Origin of the sequence: Azospirillum oleiclasticum (genome assembly GCF_013423485.1) — a bacterium.
Taxonomy (GTDB): Bacteria; Pseudomonadota; Alphaproteobacteria; order Azospirillales; family Azospirillaceae; genus Azospirillum; species Azospirillum oleiclasticum.
The window spans coordinates 1-23,308 of the sequence record NZ_JABFFR010000013.1; the positions used below are offsets into that span (position 1 = coordinate 1).

Annotated in this window: 38 protein-coding genes; 33 read left to right on the forward strand and 5 right to left on the reverse strand. The window is 67.5% G+C overall.

Annotated elements, in window-relative coordinates; translation table 11 throughout:
- Nucleotides 1–495 precede the first annotated feature (495 nt).
- From rpsJ to HL658_RS15780, 28 genes are all read left to right on the forward strand, one after another.
- Nucleotides 496–804, forward strand: coding sequence for a 30S ribosomal protein S10 (gene rpsJ, locus HL658_RS15645; protein WP_180283252.1), 309 nt, complete (start codon nt 496–498; stop codon nt 802–804).
- Nucleotides 805–869: 65 nt separating this feature from the next.
- A complete protein-coding gene (gene rplC, locus HL658_RS15650; RefSeq protein ID WP_180283253.1) occupies nt 870–1,580 on the forward strand; it encodes a 50S ribosomal protein L3 in 711 nt (236 codons plus the stop codon).
- Nucleotides 1,581–1,585: 5 nt separating this feature from the next.
- Nucleotides 1,586–2,206 carry a 50S ribosomal protein L4 gene (gene rplD, locus HL658_RS15655; protein ID WP_180283254.1) on the forward strand — a complete coding sequence of 207 codons (621 nt, stop codon included), beginning with the start codon at nt 1,586–1,588 and terminating at the stop codon, nt 2,204–2,206.
- Nucleotides 2,203–2,520, forward strand: a complete 318-nt coding sequence (locus HL658_RS15660) for a 50S ribosomal protein L23 (protein WP_180283255.1) — start codon at nt 2,203–2,205, stop codon at nt 2,518–2,520. Before rplD ends, HL658_RS15660 begins: the two co-directional genes overlap by 4 nt.
- Nucleotides 2,521–2,536: 16 nt before the next feature.
- Nucleotides 2,537–3,364, forward strand: coding sequence for a 50S ribosomal protein L2 (rplB, locus tag HL658_RS15665; protein ID WP_180283256.1), 828 nt, complete (start codon nt 2,537–2,539; stop codon nt 3,362–3,364).
- Nucleotides 3,365–3,376: 12 nt separating this feature from the next.
- The gene (gene rpsS / locus HL658_RS15670) at nt 3,377–3,655 is read left to right on the forward strand and encodes a 30S ribosomal protein S19 (RefSeq protein WP_180283257.1); all 279 of its coding nucleotides are present in this window, start codon (nt 3,377–3,379) and stop codon (nt 3,653–3,655) included.
- 3 nt (nt 3,656–3,658) lie between these two features.
- Nucleotides 3,659–4,054, forward strand: a complete 396-nt coding sequence (gene rplV / locus HL658_RS15675; protein ID WP_180283258.1) for a 50S ribosomal protein L22 — start codon at nt 3,659–3,661, stop codon at nt 4,052–4,054.
- Nucleotide 4,055: 1 nt separating this feature from the next.
- On the forward strand, nt 4,056–4,859 hold the full coding sequence (gene rpsC / locus HL658_RS15680) for a 30S ribosomal protein S3 (protein WP_180283259.1): 804 nt from the start codon (nt 4,056–4,058) through the stop codon (nt 4,857–4,859).
- A 13-nt stretch (nt 4,860–4,872) separates the two neighbouring features.
- Nucleotides 4,873–5,304, forward strand: coding sequence for a 50S ribosomal protein L16 (gene rplP, locus HL658_RS15685; protein ID WP_180283260.1), 432 nt, complete (start codon nt 4,873–4,875; stop codon nt 5,302–5,304).
- A complete protein-coding gene (rpmC, locus tag HL658_RS15690) occupies nt 5,301–5,507 on the forward strand; it encodes a 50S ribosomal protein L29 (RefSeq protein WP_180283261.1) in 207 nt (68 codons plus the stop codon). Before rplP ends, rpmC begins: the two co-directional genes overlap by 4 nt.
- 15 nt (nt 5,508–5,522) lie before the next feature.
- Nucleotides 5,523–5,777, forward strand: coding sequence for a 30S ribosomal protein S17 (gene rpsQ, locus HL658_RS15695; protein WP_180283262.1), 255 nt, complete (start codon nt 5,523–5,525; stop codon nt 5,775–5,777).
- 19 nt (nt 5,778–5,796) lie between these two features.
- Nucleotides 5,797–6,165, forward strand: coding sequence for a 50S ribosomal protein L14 (rplN, locus tag HL658_RS15700; RefSeq protein ID WP_085555126.1), 369 nt, complete (start codon nt 5,797–5,799; stop codon nt 6,163–6,165).
- Nucleotides 6,165–6,482: a 50S ribosomal protein L24 gene (rplX, locus tag HL658_RS15705; RefSeq protein ID WP_180283263.1), complete on the forward strand. Its 318-nt coding sequence runs from the start codon at nt 6,165–6,167 to the stop codon at nt 6,480–6,482. The genes rplN and rplX overlap by 1 nt, the downstream gene beginning before the upstream one ends.
- Before the next feature lie 11 nt (nt 6,483–6,493).
- A complete protein-coding gene (gene rplE, locus HL658_RS15710; RefSeq protein WP_180283264.1) occupies nt 6,494–7,036 on the forward strand; it encodes a 50S ribosomal protein L5 in 543 nt (180 codons plus the stop codon).
- A 16-nt stretch (nt 7,037–7,052) separates the two neighbouring features.
- Entirely contained in the window at nt 7,053–7,358 is a 306-nt protein-coding gene (rpsN, locus tag HL658_RS15715; protein WP_180283265.1) for a 30S ribosomal protein S14, read from the forward strand.
- 13 nt (nt 7,359–7,371) lie between these two features.
- A complete protein-coding gene (rpsH, locus tag HL658_RS15720; protein ID WP_180283266.1) occupies nt 7,372–7,770 on the forward strand; it encodes a 30S ribosomal protein S8 in 399 nt (132 codons plus the stop codon).
- A gap of 10 nt (nt 7,771–7,780) precedes the next feature.
- Entirely contained in the window at nt 7,781–8,314 is a 534-nt protein-coding gene (gene rplF, locus HL658_RS15725) for a 50S ribosomal protein L6 (RefSeq protein WP_180283267.1), read from the forward strand.
- 7 nt (nt 8,315–8,321) lie between these two features.
- Nucleotides 8,322–8,684, forward strand: coding sequence for a 50S ribosomal protein L18 (rplR, locus tag HL658_RS15730; protein WP_180283268.1), 363 nt, complete (start codon nt 8,322–8,324; stop codon nt 8,682–8,684).
- 15 nt (nt 8,685–8,699) lie between these two features.
- Nucleotides 8,700–9,278, forward strand: coding sequence for a 30S ribosomal protein S5 (rpsE, locus tag HL658_RS15735; protein WP_180283269.1), 579 nt, complete (start codon nt 8,700–8,702; stop codon nt 9,276–9,278).
- Between the two features lies 1 nt (nt 9,279).
- Nucleotides 9,280–9,477 carry a 50S ribosomal protein L30 gene (rpmD, locus tag HL658_RS15740; RefSeq protein WP_180283270.1) on the forward strand — a complete coding sequence of 66 codons (198 nt, stop codon included), beginning with the start codon at nt 9,280–9,282 and terminating at the stop codon, nt 9,475–9,477.
- Nucleotides 9,478–9,480: 3 nt separating this feature from the next.
- Entirely contained in the window at nt 9,481–9,966 is a 486-nt protein-coding gene (gene rplO / locus HL658_RS15745; RefSeq protein ID WP_180283271.1) for a 50S ribosomal protein L15, read from the forward strand.
- A 126-nt stretch (nt 9,967–10,092) separates the two neighbouring features.
- On the forward strand, nt 10,093–11,433 hold the full coding sequence (secY, locus tag HL658_RS15750; RefSeq protein WP_180283272.1) for a preprotein translocase subunit SecY: 1,341 nt from the start codon (nt 10,093–10,095) through the stop codon (nt 11,431–11,433).
- Complete coding sequence (locus HL658_RS15755; protein ID WP_180283273.1) at nt 11,433–12,077, forward strand: adenylate kinase; 645 nt, start codon at nt 11,433–11,435, stop codon at nt 12,075–12,077. Before secY ends, HL658_RS15755 begins: the two co-directional genes overlap by 1 nt.
- A 248-nt stretch (nt 12,078–12,325) precedes the next feature.
- A complete protein-coding gene (gene rpsM, locus HL658_RS15760; RefSeq protein ID WP_180283274.1) occupies nt 12,326–12,694 on the forward strand; it encodes a 30S ribosomal protein S13 in 369 nt (122 codons plus the stop codon).
- Nucleotides 12,695–12,712: 18 nt separating this feature from the next.
- On the forward strand, nt 12,713–13,111 hold the full coding sequence (gene rpsK / locus HL658_RS15765; protein WP_180283275.1) for a 30S ribosomal protein S11: 399 nt from the start codon (nt 12,713–12,715) through the stop codon (nt 13,109–13,111).
- Between the two features lie 133 nt (nt 13,112–13,244).
- Complete coding sequence (locus HL658_RS15770) at nt 13,245–14,261, forward strand: DNA-directed RNA polymerase subunit alpha (protein WP_180283276.1); 1,017 nt, start codon at nt 13,245–13,247, stop codon at nt 14,259–14,261.
- Nucleotides 14,262–14,390: 129 nt separating this feature from the next.
- On the forward strand, nt 14,391–14,819 hold the full coding sequence (gene rplQ, locus HL658_RS15775; protein ID WP_180283277.1) for a 50S ribosomal protein L17: 429 nt from the start codon (nt 14,391–14,393) through the stop codon (nt 14,817–14,819).
- Between the two features lie 126 nt (nt 14,820–14,945).
- On the forward strand, nt 14,946–15,524 hold the full coding sequence (locus HL658_RS15780; protein WP_180283278.1) for a YqaA family protein: 579 nt from the start codon (nt 14,946–14,948) through the stop codon (nt 15,522–15,524).
- 22 nt (nt 15,525–15,546) lie between these two features.
- Here the strand turns inward: HL658_RS15780 and HL658_RS15785 are convergent, their stop codons facing one another.
- Nucleotides 15,547–15,810 carry a hypothetical protein gene (locus tag HL658_RS15785; protein WP_180283279.1) on the reverse strand — a complete coding sequence of 88 codons (264 nt, stop codon included), beginning with the start codon at nt 15,808–15,810 and terminating at the stop codon, nt 15,547–15,549.
- A gap of 91 nt (nt 15,811–15,901) precedes the next feature.
- On the opposite strand from HL658_RS15785, the gene HL658_RS15790 reads away from it, so the two are divergent.
- From HL658_RS15790 to HL658_RS15805, 4 genes are all read left to right on the forward strand, one after another.
- Nucleotides 15,902–16,294 (forward strand): hypothetical protein, encoded by a 393-nt coding sequence (locus HL658_RS15790; protein WP_180283280.1) that lies wholly within the window; start codon nt 15,902–15,904, stop codon nt 16,292–16,294.
- 31 nt (nt 16,295–16,325) lie between these two features.
- On the forward strand, nt 16,326–17,651 hold the full coding sequence (locus HL658_RS15795) for a replication-associated recombination protein A (RefSeq protein ID WP_180283281.1): 1,326 nt from the start codon (nt 16,326–16,328) through the stop codon (nt 17,649–17,651).
- A 40-nt stretch (nt 17,652–17,691) separates the two neighbouring features.
- Nucleotides 17,692–18,561 (forward strand): hypothetical protein, encoded by an 870-nt coding sequence (locus tag HL658_RS15800; RefSeq protein ID WP_180283282.1) that lies wholly within the window; start codon nt 17,692–17,694, stop codon nt 18,559–18,561.
- Nucleotides 18,562–18,632: 71 nt separating this feature from the next.
- The gene (locus tag HL658_RS15805; RefSeq protein ID WP_180283283.1) at nt 18,633–18,989 is read left to right on the forward strand and encodes a hypothetical protein; all 357 of its coding nucleotides are present in this window, start codon (nt 18,633–18,635) and stop codon (nt 18,987–18,989) included.
- 17 nt (nt 18,990–19,006) lie between these two features.
- Here HL658_RS15805 and HL658_RS15810 read toward each other — a convergent pair whose 3' ends face one another.
- From HL658_RS15810 to HL658_RS15825, 4 genes are all read right to left on the reverse strand, one after another.
- Nucleotides 19,007–20,485 carry a diguanylate cyclase gene (locus HL658_RS15810; RefSeq protein ID WP_246337632.1) on the reverse strand — a complete coding sequence of 493 codons (1,479 nt, stop codon included), beginning with the start codon at nt 20,483–20,485 and terminating at the stop codon, nt 19,007–19,009.
- 143 nt (nt 20,486–20,628) lie between these two features.
- The gene (locus tag HL658_RS15815; protein ID WP_180283284.1) at nt 20,629–20,976 is read right to left on the reverse strand and encodes an HNH endonuclease; all 348 of its coding nucleotides are present in this window, start codon (nt 20,974–20,976) and stop codon (nt 20,629–20,631) included.
- The gene (gene rimO, locus HL658_RS15820) at nt 20,973–22,316 is read right to left on the reverse strand and encodes a 30S ribosomal protein S12 methylthiotransferase RimO (RefSeq protein WP_180283285.1); all 1,344 of its coding nucleotides are present in this window, start codon (nt 22,314–22,316) and stop codon (nt 20,973–20,975) included. Before rimO ends, HL658_RS15815 begins: the two co-directional genes overlap by 4 nt.
- Before the next feature lie 54 nt (nt 22,317–22,370).
- Nucleotides 22,371–22,682, reverse strand: a complete 312-nt coding sequence (locus HL658_RS15825) for a polyhydroxyalkanoic acid system family protein (RefSeq protein WP_180283286.1) — start codon at nt 22,680–22,682, stop codon at nt 22,371–22,373.
- Between the two features lie 164 nt (nt 22,683–22,846).
- On the opposite strand from HL658_RS15825, the gene HL658_RS15830 reads away from it, so the two are divergent.
- Complete coding sequence (locus HL658_RS15830; protein WP_180283287.1) at nt 22,847–23,290, forward strand: MarR family winged helix-turn-helix transcriptional regulator; 444 nt, start codon at nt 22,847–22,849, stop codon at nt 23,288–23,290.
- The last annotated feature ends 18 nt before the right edge of the window (nt 23,291–23,308 follow it).

Here is a 23,308-nt window from a genome sequence, read left to right on the forward strand (position 1 = left end):
CATCCGCGAGGGTGGTCGCACCGTCGGTGCCGGTGTGGTTGCCAAGATCATCGAGTAACCGCGGCGCTTCCAGGCGCCGAGGAGTTTGGAGAGGGGCCGGCGGAAACGCCGGCCCCTCTTCGCGTGCGAGGGGCACCCATGCGGCCGACACATCGGCAATAGCGCTTGACAGGCGGCCCGAATACCCATAAACCTTCGCGCCTCTGGATTTAAGGGTTGGTGGTAGGCGGCTCGGCCTAGACGCAGCCCGGTCACGAACGGCACATGCGCCCCGGCGCGATGGCCGCTGATCACGCAGGGAGCCAAGTTTGGCCCGGCGTGGTTTTTTTCGTTCCGGCTGCCAGACCGTACGCGAACGGGCGACCTGCCGTTCCGGTGTCCGCAAGGGCATCGGCGCGCGGGTTGCCCTTGTGCCGCAGGACCTGGCTCGGTTTGGTTCGGATTCGGGTGGCGCGGCTGTGCGTCGCCCAGACGAAGTGCAAGGGACGTTTGGACATGGATAGCCAGAACATTCGGATCCGGCTGAAGGCCTTCGATCATCGCGTGCTCGACCAGTCGACGAGCGAGATCGTCAACACGGCCAAGCGGACCGGCGCCCGCGTGCGGGGCCCGATCCCGCTGCCGACGCTGATCGAGAAGTTCACCGTCAACCGCTCGCCGCACGTTGACAAGAAGTCGCGCGAGCAGTTCGAGATCCGCACCCACAAGCGGCTTCTCGACATCGTCGACCCCACCCCGCAGACCGTGGACGCGCTGATGAAGCTCGACCTCGCCGCCGGTGTGGACGTCGAGATCAAGCTCTGATCCGTCACGAGTCGAGGAAGGGACCTCTCCCCCTGAGGATGTCCCTGGTCAGGAGATAGAGAACGATGCGATCCGGTCTGATCGCACAGAAAGTCGGCATGACGCGCATCTTCGACGATGCGGGTCAACATGTGCCGGTGACTGTGCTGAAGGTCGACAACTGTCAAGTTGTCGCCGTGCGCACCGAGGAGGCCGACGGCTACACGGCCGTCCAGCTCGGCGCCGGTGTTGTGAAGGTGAAGAACGTCACCCAGCCCATGCGCGGCCACTTCGCCAAGGCGAAGGTGGAGCCCAAGCGCAAGGTGGTCGAGTTCCGCGTGTCCCCGGATGCGCTGATCGAGGTGGGGTCGGAAATCTCCGCCGCCCATTTCGTCCCCGGCCAGTATGTGGACGTGACCGGCACCTCCATCGGCAAGGGCTTTGCCGGCGCCATGAAGCGCTGGAACTTCGGCGGTCTGCGTGCGACGCACGGTGTGTCGGTCTCGCATCGTTCGCACGGCTCCACCGGCAACCGCCAGGATCCGGGCAAGGTCTTCAAGAACAAGAAGATGGCCGGTCACCTGGGCGCGGAGCGCGTCACCGTCCTCAACCTCAAGGTTGTGTCGGTCGACGAGGAGCGCGGGCTGATCCTGCTGAAGGGCGCCGTTCCCGGCCACGACGGCGGCTGGCTGCGCGTGCGCGACGCGGCGAAGAAGAAGGCGCCGGACGGGCTGCCCTTCCCGGCCGCCATCAAGGCCGCCCCGGCCGGTGAGGCCGCGGCCGAGGCGCAGGAGTGAGTGCCATGAAGGCGACCATCAAGAACCTGAACAACGAGGACGTGGGCGAGATCGAGCTGGCCGAGGAGATCTTCGGCCTGCCGGTGCGCACCGACATCCTGCACCGCATGGTCAACTGGCAGCTCGCCAAGCGTCGGTCGGGCAACCACAAGACCAAGGGCGTCAGCGAGATCAGCGGCACCGGCAAGAAGCCGTACCGCCAGAAGGGCACCGGCCGCGCCCGCCAGGGCTCGCTGCGCTCGCCGCAGTTCCGCGGCGGCGCGGTGATCTTCGGCCCGGTCGTCCGCTCGCACGAGCACGACCTGACCAAGAAGGTCCGCAAGCTCGCCCTCAAGACCGCGCTGTCGTCCAAGCTCGCCGACGGCAAGCTGGTGGTGATCGACGCGGCTTCCGCCGACACGCACAAGACCAAGGAACTGGCCACCCGCCTCGGCGCGCTCGGCCTCACCTCGGCCCTGGTCATCGACGGCGCGAACCTGAACGAGAACTTCGTCCGGGCCTCGCGCAACATCCCGATGATCGACGTGCTGCCGGAGCAGGGCGCCAACGTCTATGACATTCTGCGCCGCGACACGCTGGTCCTGACCCGCAACGCGGTCGAGCAACTGGAGGCTCGCCTGAAATGAGCAATCGGTCGAAACCTGCGGTGAGCCGGGAGCGGATGTACGACCTGATCATCGCCCCCGTCATCACCGAGAAGTCGACGATGGGGTCGGAGCACAACCAGGTCACCTTCCGTGTGCCGCTGTCGGCGAGCAAGCCCGAGATCAAGGCTGCCGTCGAAGGGCTGTTCAACGTTAAGGTGACCGCGGTGAACACGCTGGTGTCGAAGGGCAAGACCAAGCGGTTCCGCGGCATCGTCGGTCGTCGGTCGGATGTGAAGAAGGCGGTCGTCACGCTCGCCGAGGGTCACAAGATCGACGTGACCACGGGCATCTGAGCGGGAGTGTGAACCGATGGCATTGAAGCAGTTTCGCCCGATCACCCCGTCGCTCCGCCAGCTGGTCATCGTCGACCGTTCGGAGCTGTGGAAGGGCAAGCCGGTCAAGGCGCTCACCGAGGGCCTGACCAAGTCCGGTGGTCGCAACAACACCGGCCGCATCACGGCACGGCGGATCGGCGGTGGCCACAAGCGCGCCTACCGTCTGGTCGATTTCAAGCGGCGCAAGTTCGACATGCCCGCCACCGTCGAGCGGCTGGAGTACGACCCCAACCGCTCCGGCTTCATCGCGCTGGTGAAGTACGAGGACGGCACGCTGGCCTACATCCTGGCTCCGCAGCGCCTGAAGGCCGGCGACGTCGTCGTCTCCGGTGAGAAGGTCGATGTGAAGCCCGGCAACGCCATGCTGCTGAAGAACATCCCGGTCGGCACGGTGGTGCACAACGTCGAGCTGAAGGCCGGCAAGGGCGGCCAGCTCGCCCGTGCCGCCGGCACCTACCTGCAGCTCGTCGGCCGCGACAGCGGTTACGCGCAGCTCAAGCTGCCGTCGGGCGAGCTCCGTGTTGTGCGCGGCGAGTGCATGGCGACGATCGGCGCCGTGTCCAACCCCGACAACGCCAACACCAACCTGGGCAAGGCCGGCCGCACCCGCTGGTTCGGCAAGCGCCCGGCGGTCCGCGGCGTCGCCATGAACCCGATCGACCACCCGCACGGCGGTGGTGAAGGCCGCACCTCGGGCGGCCGTCATCCGGTCACCCCGTGGGGCAAGCCGACCAAGGGCAAGAAGACGCGCAGCAACAAGAAGACGGACGGGCTCATCCTGCGCCGTCGTCATTCGAAGTAAGGAGGTCGGACCGTGGCGCGCTCCGTTTGGAAGGGCCCGTTCATCGACGGCTATCTGTTGAAGAAAGCCGACAAGTCGCGGGCCAGCGGCCGCAACGAGATCATCAAGATCTGGTCGCGGCGTTCGACCATCCTGCCGCAGTTCGTCGGGCTTACGTTCGGCGTCTACAACGGCCACAAGTTCCTGCCGGTGCTGGTGACCGAGAATATGATCGGGCACAAGTTCGGTGAGTTCGCTCCGACCCGGACCTTCTACGGTCACGCGGCGGACAAGAAGGCGAAGAGGAAGTAACCGATGGGCAAGCCCGCCAATCCCCCGCGCGTCGCGGAGAACGAGGCGCTGGCGTCGGCCCGGATGATCCGGACCAGCCCGCGCAAGCTCAACCTCGTCGCCCAGCTCATCCGCAACAAGAGCGCCGCCGGTGCGGTGGCCGAGCTGACCTTCTCCAAGCGCCGCGTCGCCGGCGAAGTGAAGAAGGTCCTGCAGGCCGCCATCGCCAACGCGGAGAACAACCACCAGCTCGACGTCGACCGGCTCTACGTCGCCTCGGCCACCGTCGGCCGGGCGTTGGTGATGAAGCGCTTCCACGCCCGCGCACGCGGTCGCGGGGCTCGCGTGGAGAAGCTGTTCAGCAACCTGACCATCATCGTGCGCGAGCGCGACGAAGCGGTCGCCGAGGGGGCCGAGTAACATGGGTCAGAAAGTCAATCCGATCGGGCTCCGTCTCGGCATCAACCGCACCTGGGACAGCCGCTGGTTCGCCGATCGCGATTACGGCAAGCTGCTGCACCAGGACCTCAAGCTGCGCGGTTACCTGCAGGACCGGCTGAAGCAGGCCGGCTGCTCGCGGGTGGTGATCGAGCGCCCGGCCAAGAAGGCCCGGGTGACGATCCACAGCGCGCGTCCGGGCGTGGTGATCGGCAAGAAGGGCGCCGACATCGAGAAGCTGCGCTCCGAGCTTGCCAAGATGACCGGCAGCGAGGTGAGCCTGAACATCGTCGAGATCCGCAAGCCGGAGATCGACGCGCGGCTCATCGCCGAGAACATCGCCAGCCAGCTGGAGCGCCGCGTCGCCTTCCGCCGCGCCATGAAGCGGGCCGTGCAGTCGGCCATGCGTCTCGGCGCTCAGGGCATCCGGATCAACTGCTCCGGCCGCCTGGGTGGTGCCGAGATCGCGCGCATGGAGTGGTACCGCGAGGGTCGCGTGCCGCTGCACACGCTGCGCGCGGACATCGACTACGGCGTTGCGACCGCCAAGACCACCTACGGCACCTGCGGCGTCAAGGTGTGGGTGTTCAAGGGCGAGATCATGGCCCATGACCCGATGGCGCAGGACAAGCGCATGGCCGGCGAGGCCGTGGCGACCGACGGCGAGCCGCGCCGCGAGCGTCGTGATCGCGACGACCGCCGCGACCGCCGGGATCGGCGCGACCGGGGCGACCGGGGTGATCGCGGCGGCGACCGCGGCGGCGACCAGGCCGCCGGCGGCGAGTAAGGGGGACTGACCGATGCTTTCGCCGAAGCGAACCAAGTACCGCAAGGCCCACAAGGGCCGCATCCACGGGGCCGCCAAGGGCGGCACGGATCTCAACTTCGGCGCCTTCGGCCTGAAGGCGCTGGAGCCCGAGCGCGTGACGGCGCGGCAGATCGAGGCGGCCCGCCGCGCGATCACCCGCCACATCAAGCGCCAGGGCCGCGTCTGGATCCGCATCTTCCCGGATGTGCCGGTGTCGCAGAAGCCCGCCGAGGTCCGCATGGGCTCCGGTAAGGGTTCGCCGGAATTCTGGGCGGCCCGCGTCCACCCCGGCCGGATCATGTTCGAGCTGGACGGCGTCCCGTTCGACATCGCCAAGCGGGCGTTCGAGCTGGCGGCCGCCAAGCTGCCGATCAAGACCAAGTTCGTGACCCGCCTCGGCGGGGTCGAGGAGACCGCGGCATGAAGGCCGAGGACGTTCGAGCCAAGAGCGACGACGAGCTGAACGATCAGCTCCTCCAGCTCAAGAAGGAGCAGTTCAACCTGCGCTTCCAGCGCGCTTCGGGCCAGCTCGAGAACACCGCCCGGGTGCGCACCGTGCGTCGCGACATCGCGCGCATCAAGACGATCCTCGGCGAGCGCGTCCGCTCGTCCGCGGCCGCCAAGTAAGGAGGACGGAATTCCATGCCCCGTCGCGTTCTGCAAGGCACGGTGGTCAGCGACAAGTGCGACAAGACGGTGACCGTTCTCGTCGAGCGCCGCGTCATGCACCCCGTGTACAAGAAGTTCATCCGCCAGTCGAAGAAGTACGCCGCGCACGACGAAACCAACGCCTGCAAGACCGGCGACACGGTTTTCATCGAGGAGTGCCGGCCGCTCAGCAAACGCAAGCGCTGGATGGTCGTTACCCCGTCCGCCGGCGAAACCGGCGCCGCCTGATTACGAAAGGTTCCTGTCCATGATCCAGATGCAAACCAACCTGGAAGTCGCCGACAACAGCGGGGCGCGCCGGGTGCAGTGCATCAAGGTGCTCGGCGGCTCCAAGCGGAAGGTCGCGACCGTGGGCGACGTCATCGTCGTCTCGGTCAAGGAGGCCATTCCGAAGGGCCGCGTGAAGAAGGGTGACGTGCACCGCGCCGTCATCGTCCGCACCGCGAAGGAGCTGCGTCGCGACGACGGCTCCGCCATCCGCTTCGACCGCAACGCCGCCGTGCTCATCAACAAGCAGGGCGAGCCGATCGGTACCCGCATTTTCGGGCCGGTCACCCGCGAGCTGCGCGGCAAGAAGTTCATGAAGATCATTTCGCTGGCGCCGGAGGTGCTGTGATGGCCGCGAAGATCAAGACGAAGGACAAGGTCGTCGTGCTGACGGGCCAGGACAAGGGCAAGACCGGCGAGGTCATCCGTGTTCTGCCGAGCGAGAACCGTGTCGTCGTCGCTGGCGTGAATGTGGTGAAGAAGCACCAGCGCCAGTCGGCCCGCTCCGAAGGCGGCATCGTGGAGATGGAGGCGCCGATCGCCGTGTCGAACGTCGCCCATCTCGATCCCAAGGACAACAAGCCGACCCGCGTCGGCTTCAAGACTCTCGAAGACGGCCGCAAGGTGCGCTACGCCAAGCGGTCCGGCGAGATCATCGATCTGTGAGGGCCGGACCAATGGCAGCCCGACTGAAGGAAGTCTACGACACCAAGATCCGTGGCGATCTGAAGGCCGAGTTCGGCTATCAGAACGACATGCAGGTGCCGAAGCTCGAGAAGATCGTCATCAACATGGGCGTCGGCGAGGCCGTCGGCGATTCCAAGAAGATCCAGCTGGCCGTCGGCGAGCTGACCGCGATCACCGGTCAGAAGCCGGTGGTGACCCGGTCCCGCAAGTCCATCGCGCAGTTCAAGCTGCGTGAGAACATGGCCATCGGCTGCAAGGTGACGCTGCGCGCCGAGCGCATGTACGAGTTCCTCGACCGTCTGATCACGATCGCGCTGCCGCGCGTCCGCGACTTCCGCGGCGTGTCCGGCAGCTCGTTCGACGGCCGCGGCAACTACGCCATGGGCGTCAAGGAGCAGATCATCTTCCCCGAGATCGATTACGACAAGATCGATCAGATCCGGGGGATGGACATCATCATCGTCACCACGGCGAAGACCGACAAGGAGGCCCGATCCCTCCTCAAGGGCTTCGAGATGCCGTTCGTGAGCTGACGGGGCAGGACCGACCATGGCCAAGACCAGCGCTATCGAGAAGAACAAGAACCGCACGAAGCTTGTGAAGCAGTATGCCAACAAGCGCGCGCGGCTGAAGGCGATCGCCAAGGACCGCTCGCTGTCGCCGGAGGAGCAGTTCGCCGCCCGCCTCAAGCTCGCGGAACTGCCCCGCAATTCGTCGAAGGTGCGCATCCGCAACCGGTGTGAAATGACCGGCCGGCCGCGCGCCTACTACCGCAAGTTCAAGCTGTCGCGTGTCACCCTCCGTGAACTGGCCTCCAACGGCCAGATCCCGGGGATGACGAAGTCGAGCTGGTAAGGAGGACCGGATCATGGCTCTGAGCGATCCGCTCGGCGATATGCTGACCCGCATCCGCAACGGTCAGCGCGCCCGCATGGCCTCGGTGGACAGCCCGGCTTCCAAGCTGCGCACGAATGTGCTGGAAGTGCTGAAGCGCGAAGGCTACATCCGCGGCTACTCCCAGCAGGAGCTGCGCCCCGGCGTATCCCAGCTCAAGATCGAGCTGAAGTATCACGAGGGCGAGCCGGTGATCAAACAGATCACCCGCGTCTCCAAGCCCGGCCGCCGCGTGTACAGCAAGATCGGCGACCTGCCGAAGGTCTTCAACGGCCTGGGCATCGCCATCCTGTCGACACCGCGTGGCGTGATGTCCGACAACGAGGCCCGCGTCGCCAATGTCGGCGGCGAAGTCCTCTGCCGCGTGTTCTAAGGAGGCCGCCATGTCGCGAATTGGCAAGCATCCCGTGCCGATCCCGGCCGGTGTCGACGTGTCGGTCGCCGGTCAGAACGTCACCGCCAAGGGCAAGCTGGGTCAGCTCTCCGTGACGCTGGTCGACGAGATCGACGTCAGCAAGGAGGACGGCAAGATCGTCGTGAAGCCGCGGGGCGACGGCAAGCGCGCCCGCATGATGTGGGCGACCTCCCGCACCCTGGTGAACAACCTGGTGAAGGGCGTCTCCGACGGCTACACGGTCAATCTCGATATCAACGGCGTTGGTTACCGCGCGGCCGTGCAGGGCAAGGAGCTGGTCATGCAGCTCGGCTTCAGCCACGACGTGAAGTACCCGATCCCGGAAGGCATCGCGATCAAGACCGAGAAGCCGACCAGCATCTCCATCTCCGGCTTCGACAAGCAGAAGGTCGGCCAGGTGGCGGCGGAGATCCGCGGGTACAAGAAGCCGGAGCCCTACAAGGGCAAGGGCATCAAGTACGTAACCGAAACGGTCCTCCGCAAGGAAGGCAAGAAGAAGTAGGCCCGCCATGCTGAATCCGAACCAGTTGCAGGAGCGCCGCAAGCAGCGTGTGCGCGCTCAGATCAGGAAGAAGGCCGGCGGGCGGCTGCGTCTGTCGGTGCACCGGACCAACCTGCACATCTACGCGCAGATCATCGACGACACCAAGGGCGTGACGCTCGTGGCCGCGTCGTCGGTGGAGAAGGACCTCCGCGAGGCGATCAAGCACGGCGGCAACGTCGAGGCGGCCAAGCGGATCGGCACCCTGATCGCCGAGCGTGCGAAGGCCGCCGGCGTGTCGGAGGTGGTGTTCGACCGCGGTGGTTACCTGTATCATGGCCGGGTCAAGGCCCTGGCTGAAGCCGCCCGCGAGGGCGGGCTGTCGTTCTAAGGGAGGCCCTGATCCATGGCACGTGAACGAGGCGAGCGGGGCGGCGACCGGGATCGGCAGCCGCGCGAGCGCGAAGAGAGCGAGCTGATCGAGAAGCTCGTCGGCATCAACCGGGTCGCGAAGGTGGTGAAGGGTGGCCGTCGCTTCGGCTTCGCCGCCCTGGTCGTGGTCGGTGACGGCAAGGGCCGCGTCGGTTACGGTTCCGGCAAGGCCCGCGAGGTCCCGGAGGCCATCCGCAAGGCGACCGACCAGGCCAAGCGCGGTATGATCCGTGTCCCGCTGCGGGAGGGCCGGACGCTGCACCACGACGTGAACGGCCACTTCGGGGCCGGCAAGGTCGTGCTGCGGGCCGCCGTGGCCGGCACCGGCATCATCGCCGGTGGTCCGATGCGCGCGATCTTCGAGGCTCTGGGCGTGGCGGATGTGGTGACGAAGTCCATCGGCACCTCCAACCCCCACAACATGATCAAGGCGACCTTCGATGCTCTGACGGGGGTGGTGAGCCCGCGTGCGGTGGCGGCCCGCCGTGGCCGCCGCGTGAGCGACATCCTGGGCCGCCGCGAGACCGGCGCCGCCGGCGCCGCGGAGGCGTGATATGTCGGACACCCAGAAGAAGACCGTCGTGGTCACCCAGGTGCACAGCCCGATCGGGCGCAAGCCCGATCAGCGGGCGACGCTGATCGGCCTGGGCCTGAACAAGATGAACCGGACCCGCGAGCTTGAGGACACGCCCGCGGTGCGCGGCATGATCGCCAAGGTCGCGCATCTGGTCCGCGTCGAGAGCGAGGGCTGAGCCATGAAGCTGAACGAACTGCGGGACAACGCGGGTGCGCGCAAGAAGCGCATGCGCGTCGGCCGGGGCATCGGCTCGGGCAAGGGCAAGACCGGCGGCCGTGGCGTGAAGGGTCAGACCTCGCGCACCGGTGTGGCCATCAACGGCTTCGAAGGCGGCCAGATGCCGCTGCACCGCCGTCTGCCGAAGCGTGGATTCAACAACATCTTCCGCAAGGAATACTCGGTTGTGAATCTGGGCATGGTGCAGAAGGCGATCGACGCCGGGAAGATCGACACCGCGCAGACCATCGACGTCGCCGTTCTGGCGGCGGCCGGGTTGGTCGGCAAGGTGGCGAAGGATGGCGTCCGGCTGCTGGCGAAGGGCGAGCTGACGGCGAAGGCGAATTTCGCCGTCGCCGGTGCGTCCAAGTCGGCGGTCGAGGCGGTGGAGAAGCTGGGTGGCAGCGTCGCGCTGCCGGCCGGCTCTGCGGACGCCGCCGCCGCGTGATCCGGAGCGCCCGCGGTCGCACGCGGGCGCCTTCCGTGCTAAAGGGATGGTCGGGAACGGGGCGGACGCCGGGGCACCAGCCGACCGGAGCCGCCCCCATTCGCACGTAGGGATCGGGGACGGACCATGGCATCAGCGGCCGAGCAGCTTGCCGCGAACATCAATTTCGGCGCCTTCGCCAAGGCGACGGATCTGAAGAAGCGGATCTGGTTCACCCTTGGCGCGCTGATCATCTATCGCCTTGGCACCTACATCCCGCTGCCGGGGATCGATCCGCACATCCTCCAGGAGATATTCCGGCAGCAGGGCGGCGGCATCCTCGGCATGTTCGACATGCTGGCCGGCGGTGCGCTGCACCGTATGACGATCTTCGCGCTCAACATCATGCCGTACATTTCGGCCTCCATCATCGTGCAGCTCCTGACGGCCGTCGTGCCGACCATGGAAGCGCTGAAAAAGGAGGGTGAATCCGGGCGGAAGAAGCTGAACCAGTACACCCGCTTCGGTACCGTGGCTCTGGCCACGGTGCAGGCCTATGGCTTGGCGGTCGGGCTGGAAGCGATGTCGGGTTCGGCGGGGTCGGCGGTGATCGATCCCGGCCTGTTCTTCCGCATCACCACCGTGATCACGCTGGTCGGCGGCACGATGTTCCTGATGTGGCTGGGCGAGCAGATCACCGCGCGCGGCATCGGCAACGGCATCTCGCTGATCATCTTCGCCGGCATCGTGGCGGAGCTGCCGCGGGCGCTGGTCAGCACGCTGGAGCTGGGGCGCACCGGCGCCATCTCGTCGCTGTTCATCATCTTCATGCTGCTGATGGCCGTCGGCGTCGTCTTCTTCATCGTGTTCATGGAGCGGGCGCAGCGCCGGCTGCTGGTGCAGTACCCCAAGCGGCAGATGGGGAACCGCATGTTCGGCGGCGAATCGTCGCACCTGCCGCTGAAGCTCAACACCGCCGGCGTGATCCCGCCGATCTTCGCCTCCTCGCTGCTGCTGCTGCCGGCGACGGTGGGCGGCTTCGCCGGGGCGGGCGGCCCGGAATGGTTGCAGACTGCCGTCCGGTTCCTGGCGCATGGCCAGCCGCTCTACATGCTGATGTACGCGGCGCTGATCGTGTTCTTCTGCTTCTTCTACACCGCGATCGTGTTCAACCCGGCCGAGACCGCCGACAACCTGCGCAAGTATGGCGGTTTCATCCCCGGCATCCGGCCGGGCAAGAACACCTCGGACTATCTGGACTTCGTGCTGACCCGGCTGACGGTGATCGGCTCGGCCTACCTTGTGGCGGTTTGTCTCCTCCCCGAATTTCTGATTGCCCAGCACTCGGTTCCGTTTTATTTCGGCGGTACGAGCCTGCTCATCGTCGTGACGGTGACCATGGACACGGTGGCTCAGATCCACTCGCATCTGCTGGCCCATCAATACGAGGGGCTCATCAAGAAAGCGAAGCTTCGGGGGAGAAAGTAATGAATCTGATCCTGCTCGGCCCGCCGGGCGCCGGCAAGGGCACCCAGGCCCGTCGCCTGGAGGACACGCGCGGTCTCGTCCAGCTCTCCACCGGCGACATGCTGAGGGCGCTGGTGGCCGAGGGCGGCCCGCTGGGCCAGCAGGCGAAGGACATCATGTCGGCCGGCAAGCTGATGCCGGACGAGCTGATGATCGCGATGATCGCCGAGCGGATCAGCAAGCCTGATGTCGCCAAGGGCTTCATCCTCGACGGCTTTCCCCGCACCGTCGGTCAGGCGGACGCCCTGGACCGGATGTTGGCCGACAAGGGGCTGAAGCTCGACCACGTCATCGAGATGAAAGTCGATGACGCGGCCCTGGTCGATCGCATCACCGGCCGCTACACCTGCGCCAAGTGCGGCCAGGGCTACCATGACCGGTTCCAGAAGCCGGCCGTGGACGGCGTGTGCGACAATTGCGGCTCGACCGAGTTCAAGCGGCGCGCCGACGACAACGCCGAGACGGTGACCACCCGGCTCGCCCAGTACCATGCCCAGACCGCGCCGATCCTGCCTTACTATCAGGAGCACGGCGTGTTGAAGACGGTGGACGGCATGGCCGACATCGATGTGGTGACGAAAGAGATCGAGGCGATTCTCGCCTGATCCTGTGCCGCGGGGGTTCCGGTTTCCCCTGGATCCCCTGCGACGGCTTGCGGTCCTCCGCATGAGTTGACCCAGCGCTGAGAAATTCCTTGACACCCGTCGGCGACTGTCTATAGTGCGCCACCTTCCGGCCCGATCCAGGGCCGGAGGTCGTTTTGCGTCTTGAGTCGTGCGCAACGGGCTCCTGGCGTTGATCGGTGTGTAGGCAGGCCTCCGTGGCCGCCGTTGAGATATCGAGGAGAGCAGGCGTGGCGCGTATCGCTGGCGTCAACATCCCCGCGCAGAAGCGCGTGGAGATCGCGTTGACCTACATCCATGGCATCGGCCCCTTCAAGGCCAAGGAAATCTGCAGCAAGATCGGCATTCCGGCCGAGCGTCGGGTGAATCAGCTCACCGACGACGAGGTGCTCCGCATCCGCGAGACCATCGACAGCGACTACCGCGTCGAAGGCGATCTGCGGCGTGAGGTGGCGATGAACATCAAGCGTCTGATGGACCTGGGCTGCTACCGCGGCCTGCGTCACCGCAAGGGCCTGCCGGTCCACGGTCAGCGCACCCACACCAACGCCCGCACCCGCAAGGGTCCGGCGAAGCCGATCGCCGGCAAGAAGAAGTAAGCGAGAGGATCACCTCCCATGGCAAAGCCTTCTGCCGCCGCTCAGCGTCTTCGCCGCCGCGAGCGCAAGAACATCACCTCCGGCGTCGCGCATGTGAACGCCTCCTTCAACAACACGATGATCACCATCACCGACGCGCAGGGCAACACCATCGCCTGGTCGTCGTCGGGCACGATGGGCTTCAAGGGCTCGCGCAAGTCCACGCCCTACGCCGCGCAGGTCGCCGCCGAGGACGCGGGCCGCAAGGCGCAGGAGCACGGCATGAAGACCCTCGAGGTCGAGGTCAAGGGCCCGGGGTCGGGGCGCGAATCCGCTCTGCGTGCGCTCCAGTCGATCGGCTTCCAGATCACGTCCATCCGTGACGTGACGCCGATCCCGCACAACGGCGTCCGCCCGCCGAAGAAGCGCCGCGTCTGATCGTATTGTTTCCCGCACCCGCGGGACCGACCGCACCGGGAAAGACGGCCGCTCGCCATCGCGGCCGTCTTCAGCATTGGTGCGGCGCCGGGACCGCGGGATCGCGACAACCGATGGCAAGAGGGTAGTGGCCGTGCTTCAGAAGAACTGGCAGGAACTGATCAAGCCGAGCAAGCTCGACATCCAGCCCGGCGACGACGCCGACCGCGTCGCCACCGTCGTTGCGGAGCCGCTCGAGCGTGGTTTCGGTCTCACCCTGGGCAATGCGCTGCGACGCGTGCTGCTCTCCTCGCTTCAGGGCGCCGCGGTGACCTCGATCCACATCGACGGGGTCCTGCACGAGTTCTCGTCCATCCCCGGCGTCCGCGAGGACGTGACCGACATCGTCCTGAACATCAAGACGATGGGTCTGCGCATGCACGGCGACGGGCCGAAGCGCATGCGGCTGCGCGCCGAAGGGCCGGGCGAGGTGAAGGCCGGCATGATCGAGGCCGGTTCCGACATCGCGGTGATGGACCCGGAGCTGATCATCTGCACGCTCGACGCCGGCGCGCGTCTGAACATGGAGCTGACGGTCGAGACCGGGAAGGGCTATGTCCCGGCCACGCAGAACCGTCCCGAGGACGCGCCGATCGGCCTGATCCCGGTGGACGCGTTGTTCTCGCCGGTGCGCAAGGTCTCCTACAAGGTCGATAACGCCCGCGTCGGCCAAGTGACCGACTACGACCGTCTGTCGATGTCGGTGGAGACCAACGGCGCCGTGAAGCCCGAGGACGCGGTGGCGCTCGCCGCCCGCATCCTGCAGGACCAGCTCCAGCTCTTCATCAACTTCGAGGAGCCGAGCCACGCCGTCGCCGAGGAGCGTCACGAGGAGGTTCCGTTCAACAAGAACCTGCTCCGCAAGGTGGACGAGCTCGAACTGTCGGTGCGTTCGGCCAACTGCCTGAAGAACGACAACATCGTCTACATCGGCGACCTGGTGCAGAAGACCGAGGCGGAGATGCTCCGGACCCCGAACTTCGGCCGCAAGTCGCTGAACGAGATCAAGGAAGTGCTGGCGCAGATGGGCCTCCATCTCGGCATGGAGATCCCGAACTGGCCGCCCGAGAACATCGAGGAGCTGGCGAAGCGGCTGGAAGAGCCGTACTGAGCCGATCTCCACGATCGTTGATCCGCGGGACCGCAACCCCCGCAAGCCCGCCGTACCGGTCCGTCCGGGCGGCGGGTTCCACCATCGGCTCCCCGAGGGGGGCCAAGCCATGAAAGAGGATGTGACGTCATGCGCCACGGAGTTTCTGGACGCAAGCTCGGTAAGACCACCAGCCATCGCAAGGCCATGTTCTCGAACATGGCGAACGCGCTGATCAAGCACGAGCAGATCAAGACGACCCTGCCGAAGGCGAAGGAACTGCGCCCGATCGCCGAGCGGCTGATCACGCTCGGCAAGAAGGGTGGCCTTGCCAACCGCCGTCTGGCTTTCGCGCAGCTGCGCGACGACGCCATGGTGACCAAGCTCTTCACCGTGCTGGCTGATCGTTACAAGGACCGCGCCGGCGGCTACACCCGCGTTCTGAAGGCGGGCTTCCGCTACGGCGACGCGGCGGCCATGGGTGTGATCGAGCTGGTCGATCGCGACACGGCGGCGAAGGGTCTCGACTCCGGCCCGACCATGAAGGACGGGACCGAGGCCGAAGGCGACGAGGCGTGACCAGCGGCGCCCGTGACCCGGCCATCCGGTGCTCACGGTGTTGCTTTTGATGGATGATTGTGGCGCCCCTTTCCGGATTTCCGGAAAGGGGCGTTGCCTTTTGGGGAGGCCGGCAGAGCCGCCAGCATGTTGAGACCGCTCTACAACTGGATTCTCCGGCGCTCGGCACGGCCCGACGCGGTGTGGTGGATGGCGGGCGTGTCCTTCGCGGAAAGCTCCTTCTTTCCCCTGCCGCCCGACATCATGCTGATCCCGATGTGCCTCGCCGAGCCGAAGAAGCTCTGGCGGTACACCAACATCTGCGCGCTGGCGTCGCTGTTCGGCGGCATCCTGGGCTACGCGATCGGCTTCTTCCTGTTCGACAGCGTCGGCCGGCTGCTCTTCGACCTCTACGGTCTGTGGGACGCCTATTACGGCTTCCAGCATTCCTTCAACACGGTGGGGCCCTGGCTTCTGGTGCTGAAGGGGGTGACACCGATCCCCTACAAGCTGCTGGCGATCACCGCCGGCATCGCGAAGATGGACATCGTCATCTTCCTGCTGTGCTCCGTGGTGGCGCGCTTCTCGCGCTACTACATCATCGCGGTCCTTCTCCATTTCTATGGCCCGCAGGTGCAGCGGATCATCGAGAAGCGGCTGATGCTGGTGACGACGTTGCTTGTGGTGGTGGTGGTCGGCGGGCTCCTGAGCTTCAAGCTGGTGTGATGCACCGAGTCGGTGCCGCGTCCTACAGCGGCATGCCCTGATCGGGCTGGTTGCGTTCGGACTCGGTCATGGCCTTCCGCTCCCGCCGCTCGCGCACGACGAGGAGCGCGATGGCGGCGGCGACGAGCGCGCCGCCCAGCACCGGCAGCAGCATGGTGAAGAAGCCTCCGTCCGGCGCGGTGAACACCCGCAGCGCCAGCACGGCCAGCCCGCCGAAGAGCAGGGCCAGGAAGACCTTCATCGACCCGCCGGAGCGGGAGGGACGGGGCGTGTTCGGCGTGTTCATTTGGATCATTCCCTTTCCGATGGGGTTCCCTGCATAGTGAGGCGCCCACCCGTGGGCTGCACAGCTTAATCGAATGGGAGCCGCAGTCGATATGTTCCGACCGATCGTCACCTCCGTCCTGGCGCTTGCGCTCGTCGTGCTGGCCGGTTGCGCCGACGCGCCGCCTCAGCGGGCCGGTTCCTCCTCGCTCCCGCCGCCGTCGGAGGCCGTTCCCGTTCCCGCCACTCCGGGGGCCGCCCGTCCCATGACTCCGCCAACCGCGGCGGCGGCTCCGTCGGCCGGCTCCGACCTGTTGACCGACACGAACCGTCTGGAATCCTGCCGTGAGCGTTGTGAGCGGAGCTACCGCATCTGCGGCGATTCCACCTCCTCCTCCAAGGACGACATGATCGGCACGCTCGGCAACCCGCGGCCCTTCAGCCAGGCCGACGACTGCCAGTATCAACTGCGCTCCTGCCACAAACGTTGCGACACCACGCCCTGACCGGGCCGCAAGAGGAGGGAGCGCGGGGGCGATGGCAAAGCGGGGCGAGCGGCCGGCGGACGCCGGCGGGCTGTTCGACGCGCAGGCCCCGCGACCGCTCGCCGACCGCCTGCGCCCGCGCACCCTGGCCGAGGTGGTCGGGCAGGACCACCTGCTGAACCCGGAGGGGCCGGTCGGCCGCATGGTGGCCGCCCGGCGGTTGGCCTCCATGATCCTGTGGGGGCCGCCGGGCTGCGGCAAGACCACCATCGCCCGGCTGCTCGCCCAGGCGACCGACCTGCATTTCGAGCCGCTGTCGGCGGTCTTCTCCGGGGTCGCCGACCTGCGCCGGGTGTTCGAGGCGGCGCGCGCCCGCCGCGCGGGCGGGCAGGGCACACTGCTGTTCATCGACGAGATCCACCGCTTCAACCGCGCCCAGCAGGACGGCTTCCTGCCTTATGTGGAGGATGGCACGGTGACGCTGGTGGGGGCGACCACGGAGAACCCGTCCTTCGAGCTGAATGCCGCCCTGCTGTCGCGGGCCCAGGTCTTCGTGCTGAAGCGCCTCGACGATGCGGCGCTGGAGAAGCTGCTGGCCCGTGCGGAAGCCGAGACCGGCCGGCCGCTGCCGGTGGACGCCGACGCGCGCAGCGCGCTGAAGGCGATGGCCGACGGTGACGGCCGCTTCTGTCTGAACCTGTGCGAGGAGCTGTTCGCCCTGCCGCCGGGCCCGCCGCTGGACAACACGGCGCTGACCGCGGCCGTGCAGCGCCGGGCTCCCCTCTATGACAAGGCGCAGGAGGGGCATTACAACCTCATCAGCGCGTTGCACAAGTCGCTGCGCGGGTCGGACACCGACGCCGCCCTCTACTGGTTCGCCCGCATGCTGGCGGGCGGCGAGGACCCGCGCTACATCGCCCGCCGCCTGACCCGCTTCGCGGTGGAGGACATCGGCATGGCCGACCCCAGCGCCCTGACGCAGGCCATCGCTGCCTGGGAGACCTATGAGCGGCTCGGCAGCCCGGAGGGGGAGCTGGCGCTGGCCCAACTCGTCGTCTATCTCGGCACCGCGCCCAAGTCGAACGCCGCCTACGTCGCCTACAAGGCCGCGGTGGGTGCGGCGAAGGAGACCGGCTCCCTGATGCCCCCCATGCACATCCTGAACGCGCCGACGCGTCTGATGAAGGATCTCGGCTACGGCAAGGGCTATGCCTACGACCACGACGCGGAGGACGGCTTCTCCGGCCAGAACTATTTCCCCGACGGGATGGCGCGGCGCGACTTCTACCGACCGGTCGAGCGCGGTTTCGAGCGCGAGATCCGCAAGCGGCTGGACTACTGGGCGAAGCTGCGGGACCGGCGGTCGGAGGAGGGGTGAGGCCGGGCGCGTCCCGTGGCGAGCTTCCAGGTGTCGGGGAATGACCAGCCCCGTTTTCACCCGCTTCATCGGCATCGACTGGTCGGGCGCGCGTGGGCCCCGCTACGCCGGCGTGGCGGTGGCCGAGTGTCGGGCGGGGGAGGGTGCGCCGCGGCTGGTGCCGGCGCCGGGTGGCTGGTGGTCGCGCAGCGCGGTGTTCGACTGGCTGCGGGCCGGGCTGGACGACGGGCCGGCGCTGATCGGCATCGACTGTGCCTTCACGCTGCCCTTCACGGTGGCCTCCACCTATTTCCCGGACGGGGCGGGCAGCGCGCTGGCCCTGTGGGACCTCGTGGAGCGAGCCTGCGCCGGCCACGCGGATTTCGTCGGCCGTCCCTTCGCCACCAATCCAGCCTACGCCGCGGGTTTCTGGCTCGCCGGCCCCCAGCCGGGCTGGTACCAGGACCCGCACCGGGCGACCGAGCACCGCTGCCGACTCGATGGCCTTGGCAGCCCGCAGAGCCCCTACAAGCTGATCGGGGCCAAGCAGGTGGGGCTGGGTGCGCTGGCGGGCATGCGCCTGCTGCGTCGGCTGCGGCTGGAAGCGCCGGACCGGGTGGCGGTCTGGCCCTTCGACATGCCGGGACCGGGCGCCACCGTCTTCGTGGAGATCTACCCGCGGCTGTTCCTGCGCCGCGCCGGCTTCGGCAACCGCAAGATCCGCGACGCGGCGGACATCGATGTGGCGCTGGCGGCGCTCGGTTCGCGACCCGCCCATGGTGCCGCCGCCGTGACCGATCACGAGGCCGACGCTCTGGTGTCCGCCGCGGGTCTGCGCCGGCTGGCCGCCGACCCGCGGGTGTGGGAACCCGAAGGGCTTGATGACCGGGCGCGCCGGCAGGAGGGATGGATCTTCGGGGTGGGAGCTTGACGGTTGCATTCGCATCCGTGGCACACCACATGCGCTGCGTACTACGACATCCCGAGGAGGCGAGGGGAGCCATGACGACCGTCACCACACAGCCCACACCTGGCCAGACGATCGAGCAGACCTTCGACAAGCTGGGTTCCGCCGCGCAGGATGCGGCGAAGGAGCTGGGCCAGGCCGCCGGCCGCGCCACCGACAGCGCCATGCAGCAGCTCGGGCCGATCTCGGACAAGGCCGATCAGGTCGTGCGCGACCTTGGGGTCGCCGCCAACACCGTGCAGCAGGGCTGTGCCGGTGGTTTCGCCGCCGGGTGGGACGCCATGTGGCAGGGAAATCTGGGCATGGCCTTCCAACTCTGGAGCGGCGCCACGGCAAGCTGCGCCGACAGCCTCACCGCCTCGCTGATGGCGCTGATCCCCGGCTGGAGCTGAGGCGTCGGCGCTGCGGGTCAGGCGTCCGCGACCAGCGTGGCGGCGGGTGTGGTGACGGCAGGATCGACGGCAGGACCGGCGCTTTCGGCCTGCGCACGGTCCCGCCCCTGGTGTTTCGCGTGGTAGAGGGCGCTGTCGGCGCGTTGCAGAAGGCCATCCAGGCTGTCTCCCGCACGCAGCGCCGACACGCCGGCGCTGACCGTGTGACGCCAGCCGGTTTCGAAGCGGTGGCTACGCACCGCTTCGCAGATCCGCTCCGCCACGACCAGCGCCTGCGCCACCGTGGTTTCCGGGCACAGGACCAGGAACTCCTCCCCACCCCACCGGCCGACCGGGTCGGCGTTGCGGGTGGCACCCCTGAGGATGCCGGCGAGTTCGATCAGCACCCGGTCGCCCATCAGGTGGCCCAGCCGGTCGTTGACCGACTTGAAGTGATCGAGGTCGATGATCATCACGGCGAGGGGACGTCCGTAGCGCGCGGAGCGGTCGATCTCCCGGGTCAGCAGGCCGTCCAGCGCCGCGCGGTTGTACAGGCCGGTCAGATGGTCGGTCCGCGCCATACGGCGGAGCTGCGCGTTGGCCTTCCGCAGCTTGATCGCCCAGGCCAGATTGGACAGCAGCACCGCCGAGAAGCCGAGGACGAGGTTGCGGATCAGCCCGTAATCGACCGCGGTCTGCACGTTGATCGACACGTGCCGGTTTGCGATCTGGGTCCGCTCCTGGCCGGTGATGGTGGCGATGCCGCGATCCAGCCGGTCCCGGATCTCCGGCATGTCCTTGCGGACGCCGACCCGCAGCCGGTTCTCGTAGCCGGGCAGTTGACCCGAGACCTTCAGGTTGAACCATCCCTCCTTCTTGATGGTGTAGACCGCCACGGTCAGCGAGCGGATGGTCAGGTCCGCCTTGCGGTTCGACACCATCGCGAAGGCTTCGGCCTCGCTGTCGGTGGTGAGGATGCGCAGCTTGGGAAAGTCCCGCCGCACCCGCTCCTCGATCGAGGTTCCGCTCGGCAGGGCGATGGACTTGTCCGACTCGGCCGACAGATCGGCGATGAACGGGTGTTCCGCGTGCGTGATGATGACGTTGGGGTCGATGAAGAGCGGCTCGGTGAACAGCAGCCACTCCTCCCGCTTGGGTGTCTGGTTCAGGAAGCTGAGGAGGTCGCAGGCTCCCTCCCGCGAGGCCTTGAGGCTGGCGTCCCAGTCCGCCGTCGGGTGCAGCGCCAGTGACAGGCCGGCGCGTTCGCCGGCGAGCGCCAGCAGGTCGGCGGCGATCCCTTCATGCGCCCCGCCGCGGTTGATGATCTCGTAGGGCGGCCAGTCCGGGTCGACGCAGAAGGTGACGGGGCCGCCCGCTGCGGCGTTCGCCGGTGCCGGGATGTCGGACGCGCCGGCGGCGCCCGCGATCAGCAGCAACGCGCCCGCGAGCAGCGCCGCGGTCAGCCGGGGCCATCCCGTCCGAACCGTTCCAGTCGTCGTTGCAACGCGCTGGCCCAACGGTACCCTCCCGCCGCTGCGTCCGCGGAACCGGCGCCGCGGACGATCGCGTCACAATCGCATACTGACGTATACCAACTGTTGCCGGGCGGTTGAATGGTCACGGTGTCTCATGGGGGCGGACATGCGTGCCATGCGCCATCTCAACTCCGCTGCGCCGCAACCGCGCGGGCGAGCACGATCCACTCCTCCCCCTCTCCGGCGTCCTTCAACGCCAGGATCGGCGGCCAGACGGCCAGCCGGCTGCGGCGGCGCTGGGCGATCAGCCGCTCGATCTCGTCGGGCGTCGGCAGCCGGTCGTCCTTGAGCTGGTTGCAGCGGCGGTGCGCCAGCACGATGTTGCCGGGATCGTCGGTGCCGCCATAGGCCTGCGGTACCACATGGTCGAAGGTGGCCTTGGCGCCCACAGGCTCGCCGCAGTAGAAGCAGCGTCCGCCCTGCAGGATGTCGAGCAGGTGCGCATCCTCCGGGGTGACGCCGGGGGCGGTCACTCCACCCTCTCGATGGACCCCCACAGGTCGTACTCGTCGGAATTCTCGATCACGACATCGACCAGATCGCCCGGCTTCACGCCCGTCTCTCCGTTCAGGAAGACGCTGCCGTCGATCTCCGGAGCGTCGGCGTAGCTGCGGCCGATGGCGCCGTCCTCGTCCACCTCGTCGATCAGCACGCCCAGCGTGTAGCCGACCTTGTCCTTCAGGCGCGCGGCGCTGATGGCCTTCTGCGTTTCCATGAAACGCTCCCAGCGCTCCTGCTTGACCTCCTCCGGCACGGCGCCGGGCAGGGCGTTGGCGGCGGCACCCTCCACCGGCTCGTACTTGAAGCAGCCGACGCGGTCGAGCTGGGCTTCCTGCAGCCAGTCGAGCAGGAACTGGAACTCCTCCTCCGTCTCGCCGGGGAAGCCGACGATGAAGGTGGAGCGCAGCGCCAGCGGCGGGCATTCGCGGCGCCAGCGCTGCAGGCGGTCCAGCGTCTTGTCCTGCGCCGCCGGGCGGCGCATCGCCTTCAGCACGGTGGGGGAGGCGTGCTGGAAGGGGATGTCGAGGTAGGGCAGGATGCGCCCCTCCGCCATCAGCCCGATCACCTCGTCCACATGCGGGTAGGGGTAGACGTAGTGCAGGCGGACCCAGATGTCGAACTCGGCCAGCTCGCGGCAGAGGTCGGCGAAGCGTGCCCGCACCTTGCGCCCGTACCAGTCGCCCTCGGCGTATTTCAGATCGACGCCGTAGGCGCTGGTGTCCTGGGAGATGACCAGCAGCTCCTTCACCCCGGCGACGGCCAGCCGCTCCGCCTCGCGCAGCACGGAGGATACCGGCCGGCTGACCAGATCGCCGCGCAGGCCGGGGATGATGCAGAAGCTGCAGCGGTTGTTGCAGCCCTCGGAAATCTTCAGATAGGCGTAGTGGCGCGGCGTCAGCCGCAGCCCCTCCGGCGGAACCAGATCCACGAAGGGGTCGTGCACCGGCGGCACCGCCTCGTGCACCGCGCCGACGACGGCCTCGTACTGGTGCGGGCCGGTCACCGCCAGCACGCCGGGGTGGGCGGCGCGGATCGCGTCGGCGTCGCCGCCCATGCAGCCGGTCACGATGACCCGGCCGTTCTCCTTCAACGCCTCGCCGATGGCGTCCAGCGACTCCTTCTTGGCGCTGTCGAGAAACCCGCAGGTGTTGACGATGACGGCGTCCGCCCCGGCGTAGCTGGGTGAGATCTCGTATCCCTCCGCGCGCAGGCGGGTCAGGATGCGTTCGGAATCGACCAACGCCTTCGGGCAGCCGAGGCTGACGATGCCCACCTTCGGGGCGGGACCGGCTTTCGGGAGGGATGTGCTCATGGCGCGTCTATATAGGCCATCGCGCATCCCCCGTCAGCGTGATTTGCGCGCCGGTCACCCCTTTGTCAGCAGCTTGGCCCCGGTCTTCTCGATCCTGCCTTCCAGCCGCTTGGCGAGCATCGCCAGCATCCAGGGCAGGTCGACCTCGACCCGCACGCTATCCTCCATCACGTCGATGCGGCCGGTGACCGTCTGCGCCATGGCGACGACGCGGAAGTCCAGCCGGTCCCCCGTCCAGCTCTGCTCGATGGAGGAGGTGTAGGCCGCCAGCTGCGAGTGGACTTTTCCGAGTCCCTCCTCCAGCCGGCGGTGCGCCTCGGTGCGGCCGAGCCGGTGGGGGATGGTGACGACCATCGGCGTGGTCATGCCGGGCTCCCTGGTGACTGTTCCAATACGTCAACAACCGAAGGCCGGGAACGGGTTCACGACCCGCGGCACAATCGCATGTTTAGTTTCCATACAATTTCGAGTCTTTCGTCCGCGTGCCCCAGCGGGTTACACTGCCCGCGAATCGACGAAGGCGCCCGTGCATGTCCAACCATCCAGCCACCGAGGGCTCCGCGCAAGCGATTGCCGAGGTGATGATGCACATCGGCCACATCGCCGACAGCCTGGGCTACACCCAGGGCATGAAGCCGTCGCAATGGACGGCGCTGCGCTTCTTCGCGCGCGCCAACCCCAGCCAGCGCACGGTGTCCGCCTTCGCCGATTTCCACGCCACGACCCGCGGGGCGGCGTCGCAGATGGTGGAGGTGCTGGTGGGCAAGGGCCTGCTGGTGCGGGTGCCGGTGCCGCAGGACCGCCGCGTCGTCCAGCTCCACCCCACGCCCAAGGCCGTCGACCTGCTGAAGCACGACCCGATGCTGGAATTCGCGGGTGTCATTGCCGGCCTGCCGGAGGACGAGCAGTACCGGCTGGCCGACACGCTGGCGCGCATCCTGCGCGGGCTTCTGGTCAAGCGCCAGGTGGCGTGAACCGCCATACGGAAAAGT

Coding starts and splice junctions, on each gene's coding strand:
- rplB (WP_180283256.1), top strand. CDS start 2,537: ATGGCATTGAAGCAGTTTCGCCCGATCACCCCGTCGCTCCGCCAGCTG.
- rpmC (WP_180283261.1), top strand. CDS start 5,301: ATGAAGGCCGAGGACGTTCGAGCCAAGAGCGACGACGAGCTGAACGAT.
- rimO (WP_180283285.1), bottom strand. CDS start 22,316: ATGAGCACATCCCTCCCGAAAGCCGGTCCCGCCCCGAAGGTGGGCATC.
- rplE (WP_180283264.1), top strand. CDS start 6,494: ATGGCAGCCCGACTGAAGGAAGTCTACGACACCAAGATCCGTGGCGAT.
- rplC (WP_180283253.1), top strand. CDS start 870: ATGCGATCCGGTCTGATCGCACAGAAAGTCGGCATGACGCGCATCTTC.
- HL658_RS15805 (WP_180283283.1), top strand. CDS start 18,633: ATGACGACCGTCACCACACAGCCCACACCTGGCCAGACGATCGAGCAG.
- HL658_RS15785 (WP_180283279.1), bottom strand. CDS start 15,810: ATGAACACGCCGAACACGCCCCGTCCCTCCCGCTCCGGCGGGTCGATG.
- rpsJ (WP_180283252.1), top strand. CDS start 496: ATGGATAGCCAGAACATTCGGATCCGGCTGAAGGCCTTCGATCATCGC.
- rpsC (WP_180283259.1), top strand. CDS start 4,056: ATGGGTCAGAAAGTCAATCCGATCGGGCTCCGTCTCGGCATCAACCGC.
- HL658_RS15800 (WP_180283282.1), top strand. CDS start 17,692: ATGACCAGCCCCGTTTTCACCCGCTTCATCGGCATCGACTGGTCGGGC.
- rpsK (WP_180283275.1), top strand. CDS start 12,713: ATGGCAAAGCCTTCTGCCGCCGCTCAGCGTCTTCGCCGCCGCGAGCGC.
- rplO (WP_180283271.1), top strand. CDS start 9,481: ATGAAGCTGAACGAACTGCGGGACAACGCGGGTGCGCGCAAGAAGCGC.
- rplD (WP_180283254.1), top strand. CDS start 1,586: ATGAAGGCGACCATCAAGAACCTGAACAACGAGGACGTGGGCGAGATC.
- rplP (WP_180283260.1), top strand. CDS start 4,873: ATGCTTTCGCCGAAGCGAACCAAGTACCGCAAGGCCCACAAGGGCCGC.
- HL658_RS15660 (WP_180283255.1), top strand. CDS start 2,203: ATGAGCAATCGGTCGAAACCTGCGGTGAGCCGGGAGCGGATGTACGAC.
- HL658_RS15825 (WP_180283286.1), bottom strand. CDS start 22,682: ATGACCACGCCGATGGTCGTCACCATCCCCCACCGGCTCGGCCGCACC.
- HL658_RS15830 (WP_180283287.1), top strand. CDS start 22,847: ATGTCCAACCATCCAGCCACCGAGGGCTCCGCGCAAGCGATTGCCGAG.
- rpsQ (WP_180283262.1), top strand. CDS start 5,523: ATGCCCCGTCGCGTTCTGCAAGGCACGGTGGTCAGCGACAAGTGCGAC.
- rpmD (WP_180283270.1), top strand. CDS start 9,280: ATGTCGGACACCCAGAAGAAGACCGTCGTGGTCACCCAGGTGCACAGC.
- rplV (WP_180283258.1), top strand. CDS start 3,659: ATGGGCAAGCCCGCCAATCCCCCGCGCGTCGCGGAGAACGAGGCGCTG.
- rpsE (WP_180283269.1), top strand. CDS start 8,700: ATGGCACGTGAACGAGGCGAGCGGGGCGGCGACCGGGATCGGCAGCCG.
- rplQ (WP_180283277.1), top strand. CDS start 14,391: ATGCGCCACGGAGTTTCTGGACGCAAGCTCGGTAAGACCACCAGCCAT.
- rplX (WP_180283263.1), top strand. CDS start 6,165: ATGGCCGCGAAGATCAAGACGAAGGACAAGGTCGTCGTGCTGACGGGC.
- rplR (WP_180283268.1), top strand. CDS start 8,322: ATGCTGAATCCGAACCAGTTGCAGGAGCGCCGCAAGCAGCGTGTGCGC.
- rplF (WP_180283267.1), top strand. CDS start 7,781: ATGTCGCGAATTGGCAAGCATCCCGTGCCGATCCCGGCCGGTGTCGAC.
- rpsH (WP_180283266.1), top strand. CDS start 7,372: ATGGCTCTGAGCGATCCGCTCGGCGATATGCTGACCCGCATCCGCAAC.
- secY (WP_180283272.1), top strand. CDS start 10,093: ATGGCATCAGCGGCCGAGCAGCTTGCCGCGAACATCAATTTCGGCGCC.
- HL658_RS15790 (WP_180283280.1), top strand. CDS start 15,902: ATGTTCCGACCGATCGTCACCTCCGTCCTGGCGCTTGCGCTCGTCGTG.
- rplN (WP_085555126.1), top strand. CDS start 5,797: ATGATCCAGATGCAAACCAACCTGGAAGTCGCCGACAACAGCGGGGCG.
- HL658_RS15755 (WP_180283273.1), top strand. CDS start 11,433: ATGAATCTGATCCTGCTCGGCCCGCCGGGCGCCGGCAAGGGCACCCAG.
- rpsN (WP_180283265.1), top strand. CDS start 7,053: ATGGCCAAGACCAGCGCTATCGAGAAGAACAAGAACCGCACGAAGCTT.
- HL658_RS15780 (WP_180283278.1), top strand. CDS start 14,946: ATGTTGAGACCGCTCTACAACTGGATTCTCCGGCGCTCGGCACGGCCC.
- HL658_RS15795 (WP_180283281.1), top strand. CDS start 16,326: ATGGCAAAGCGGGGCGAGCGGCCGGCGGACGCCGGCGGGCTGTTCGAC.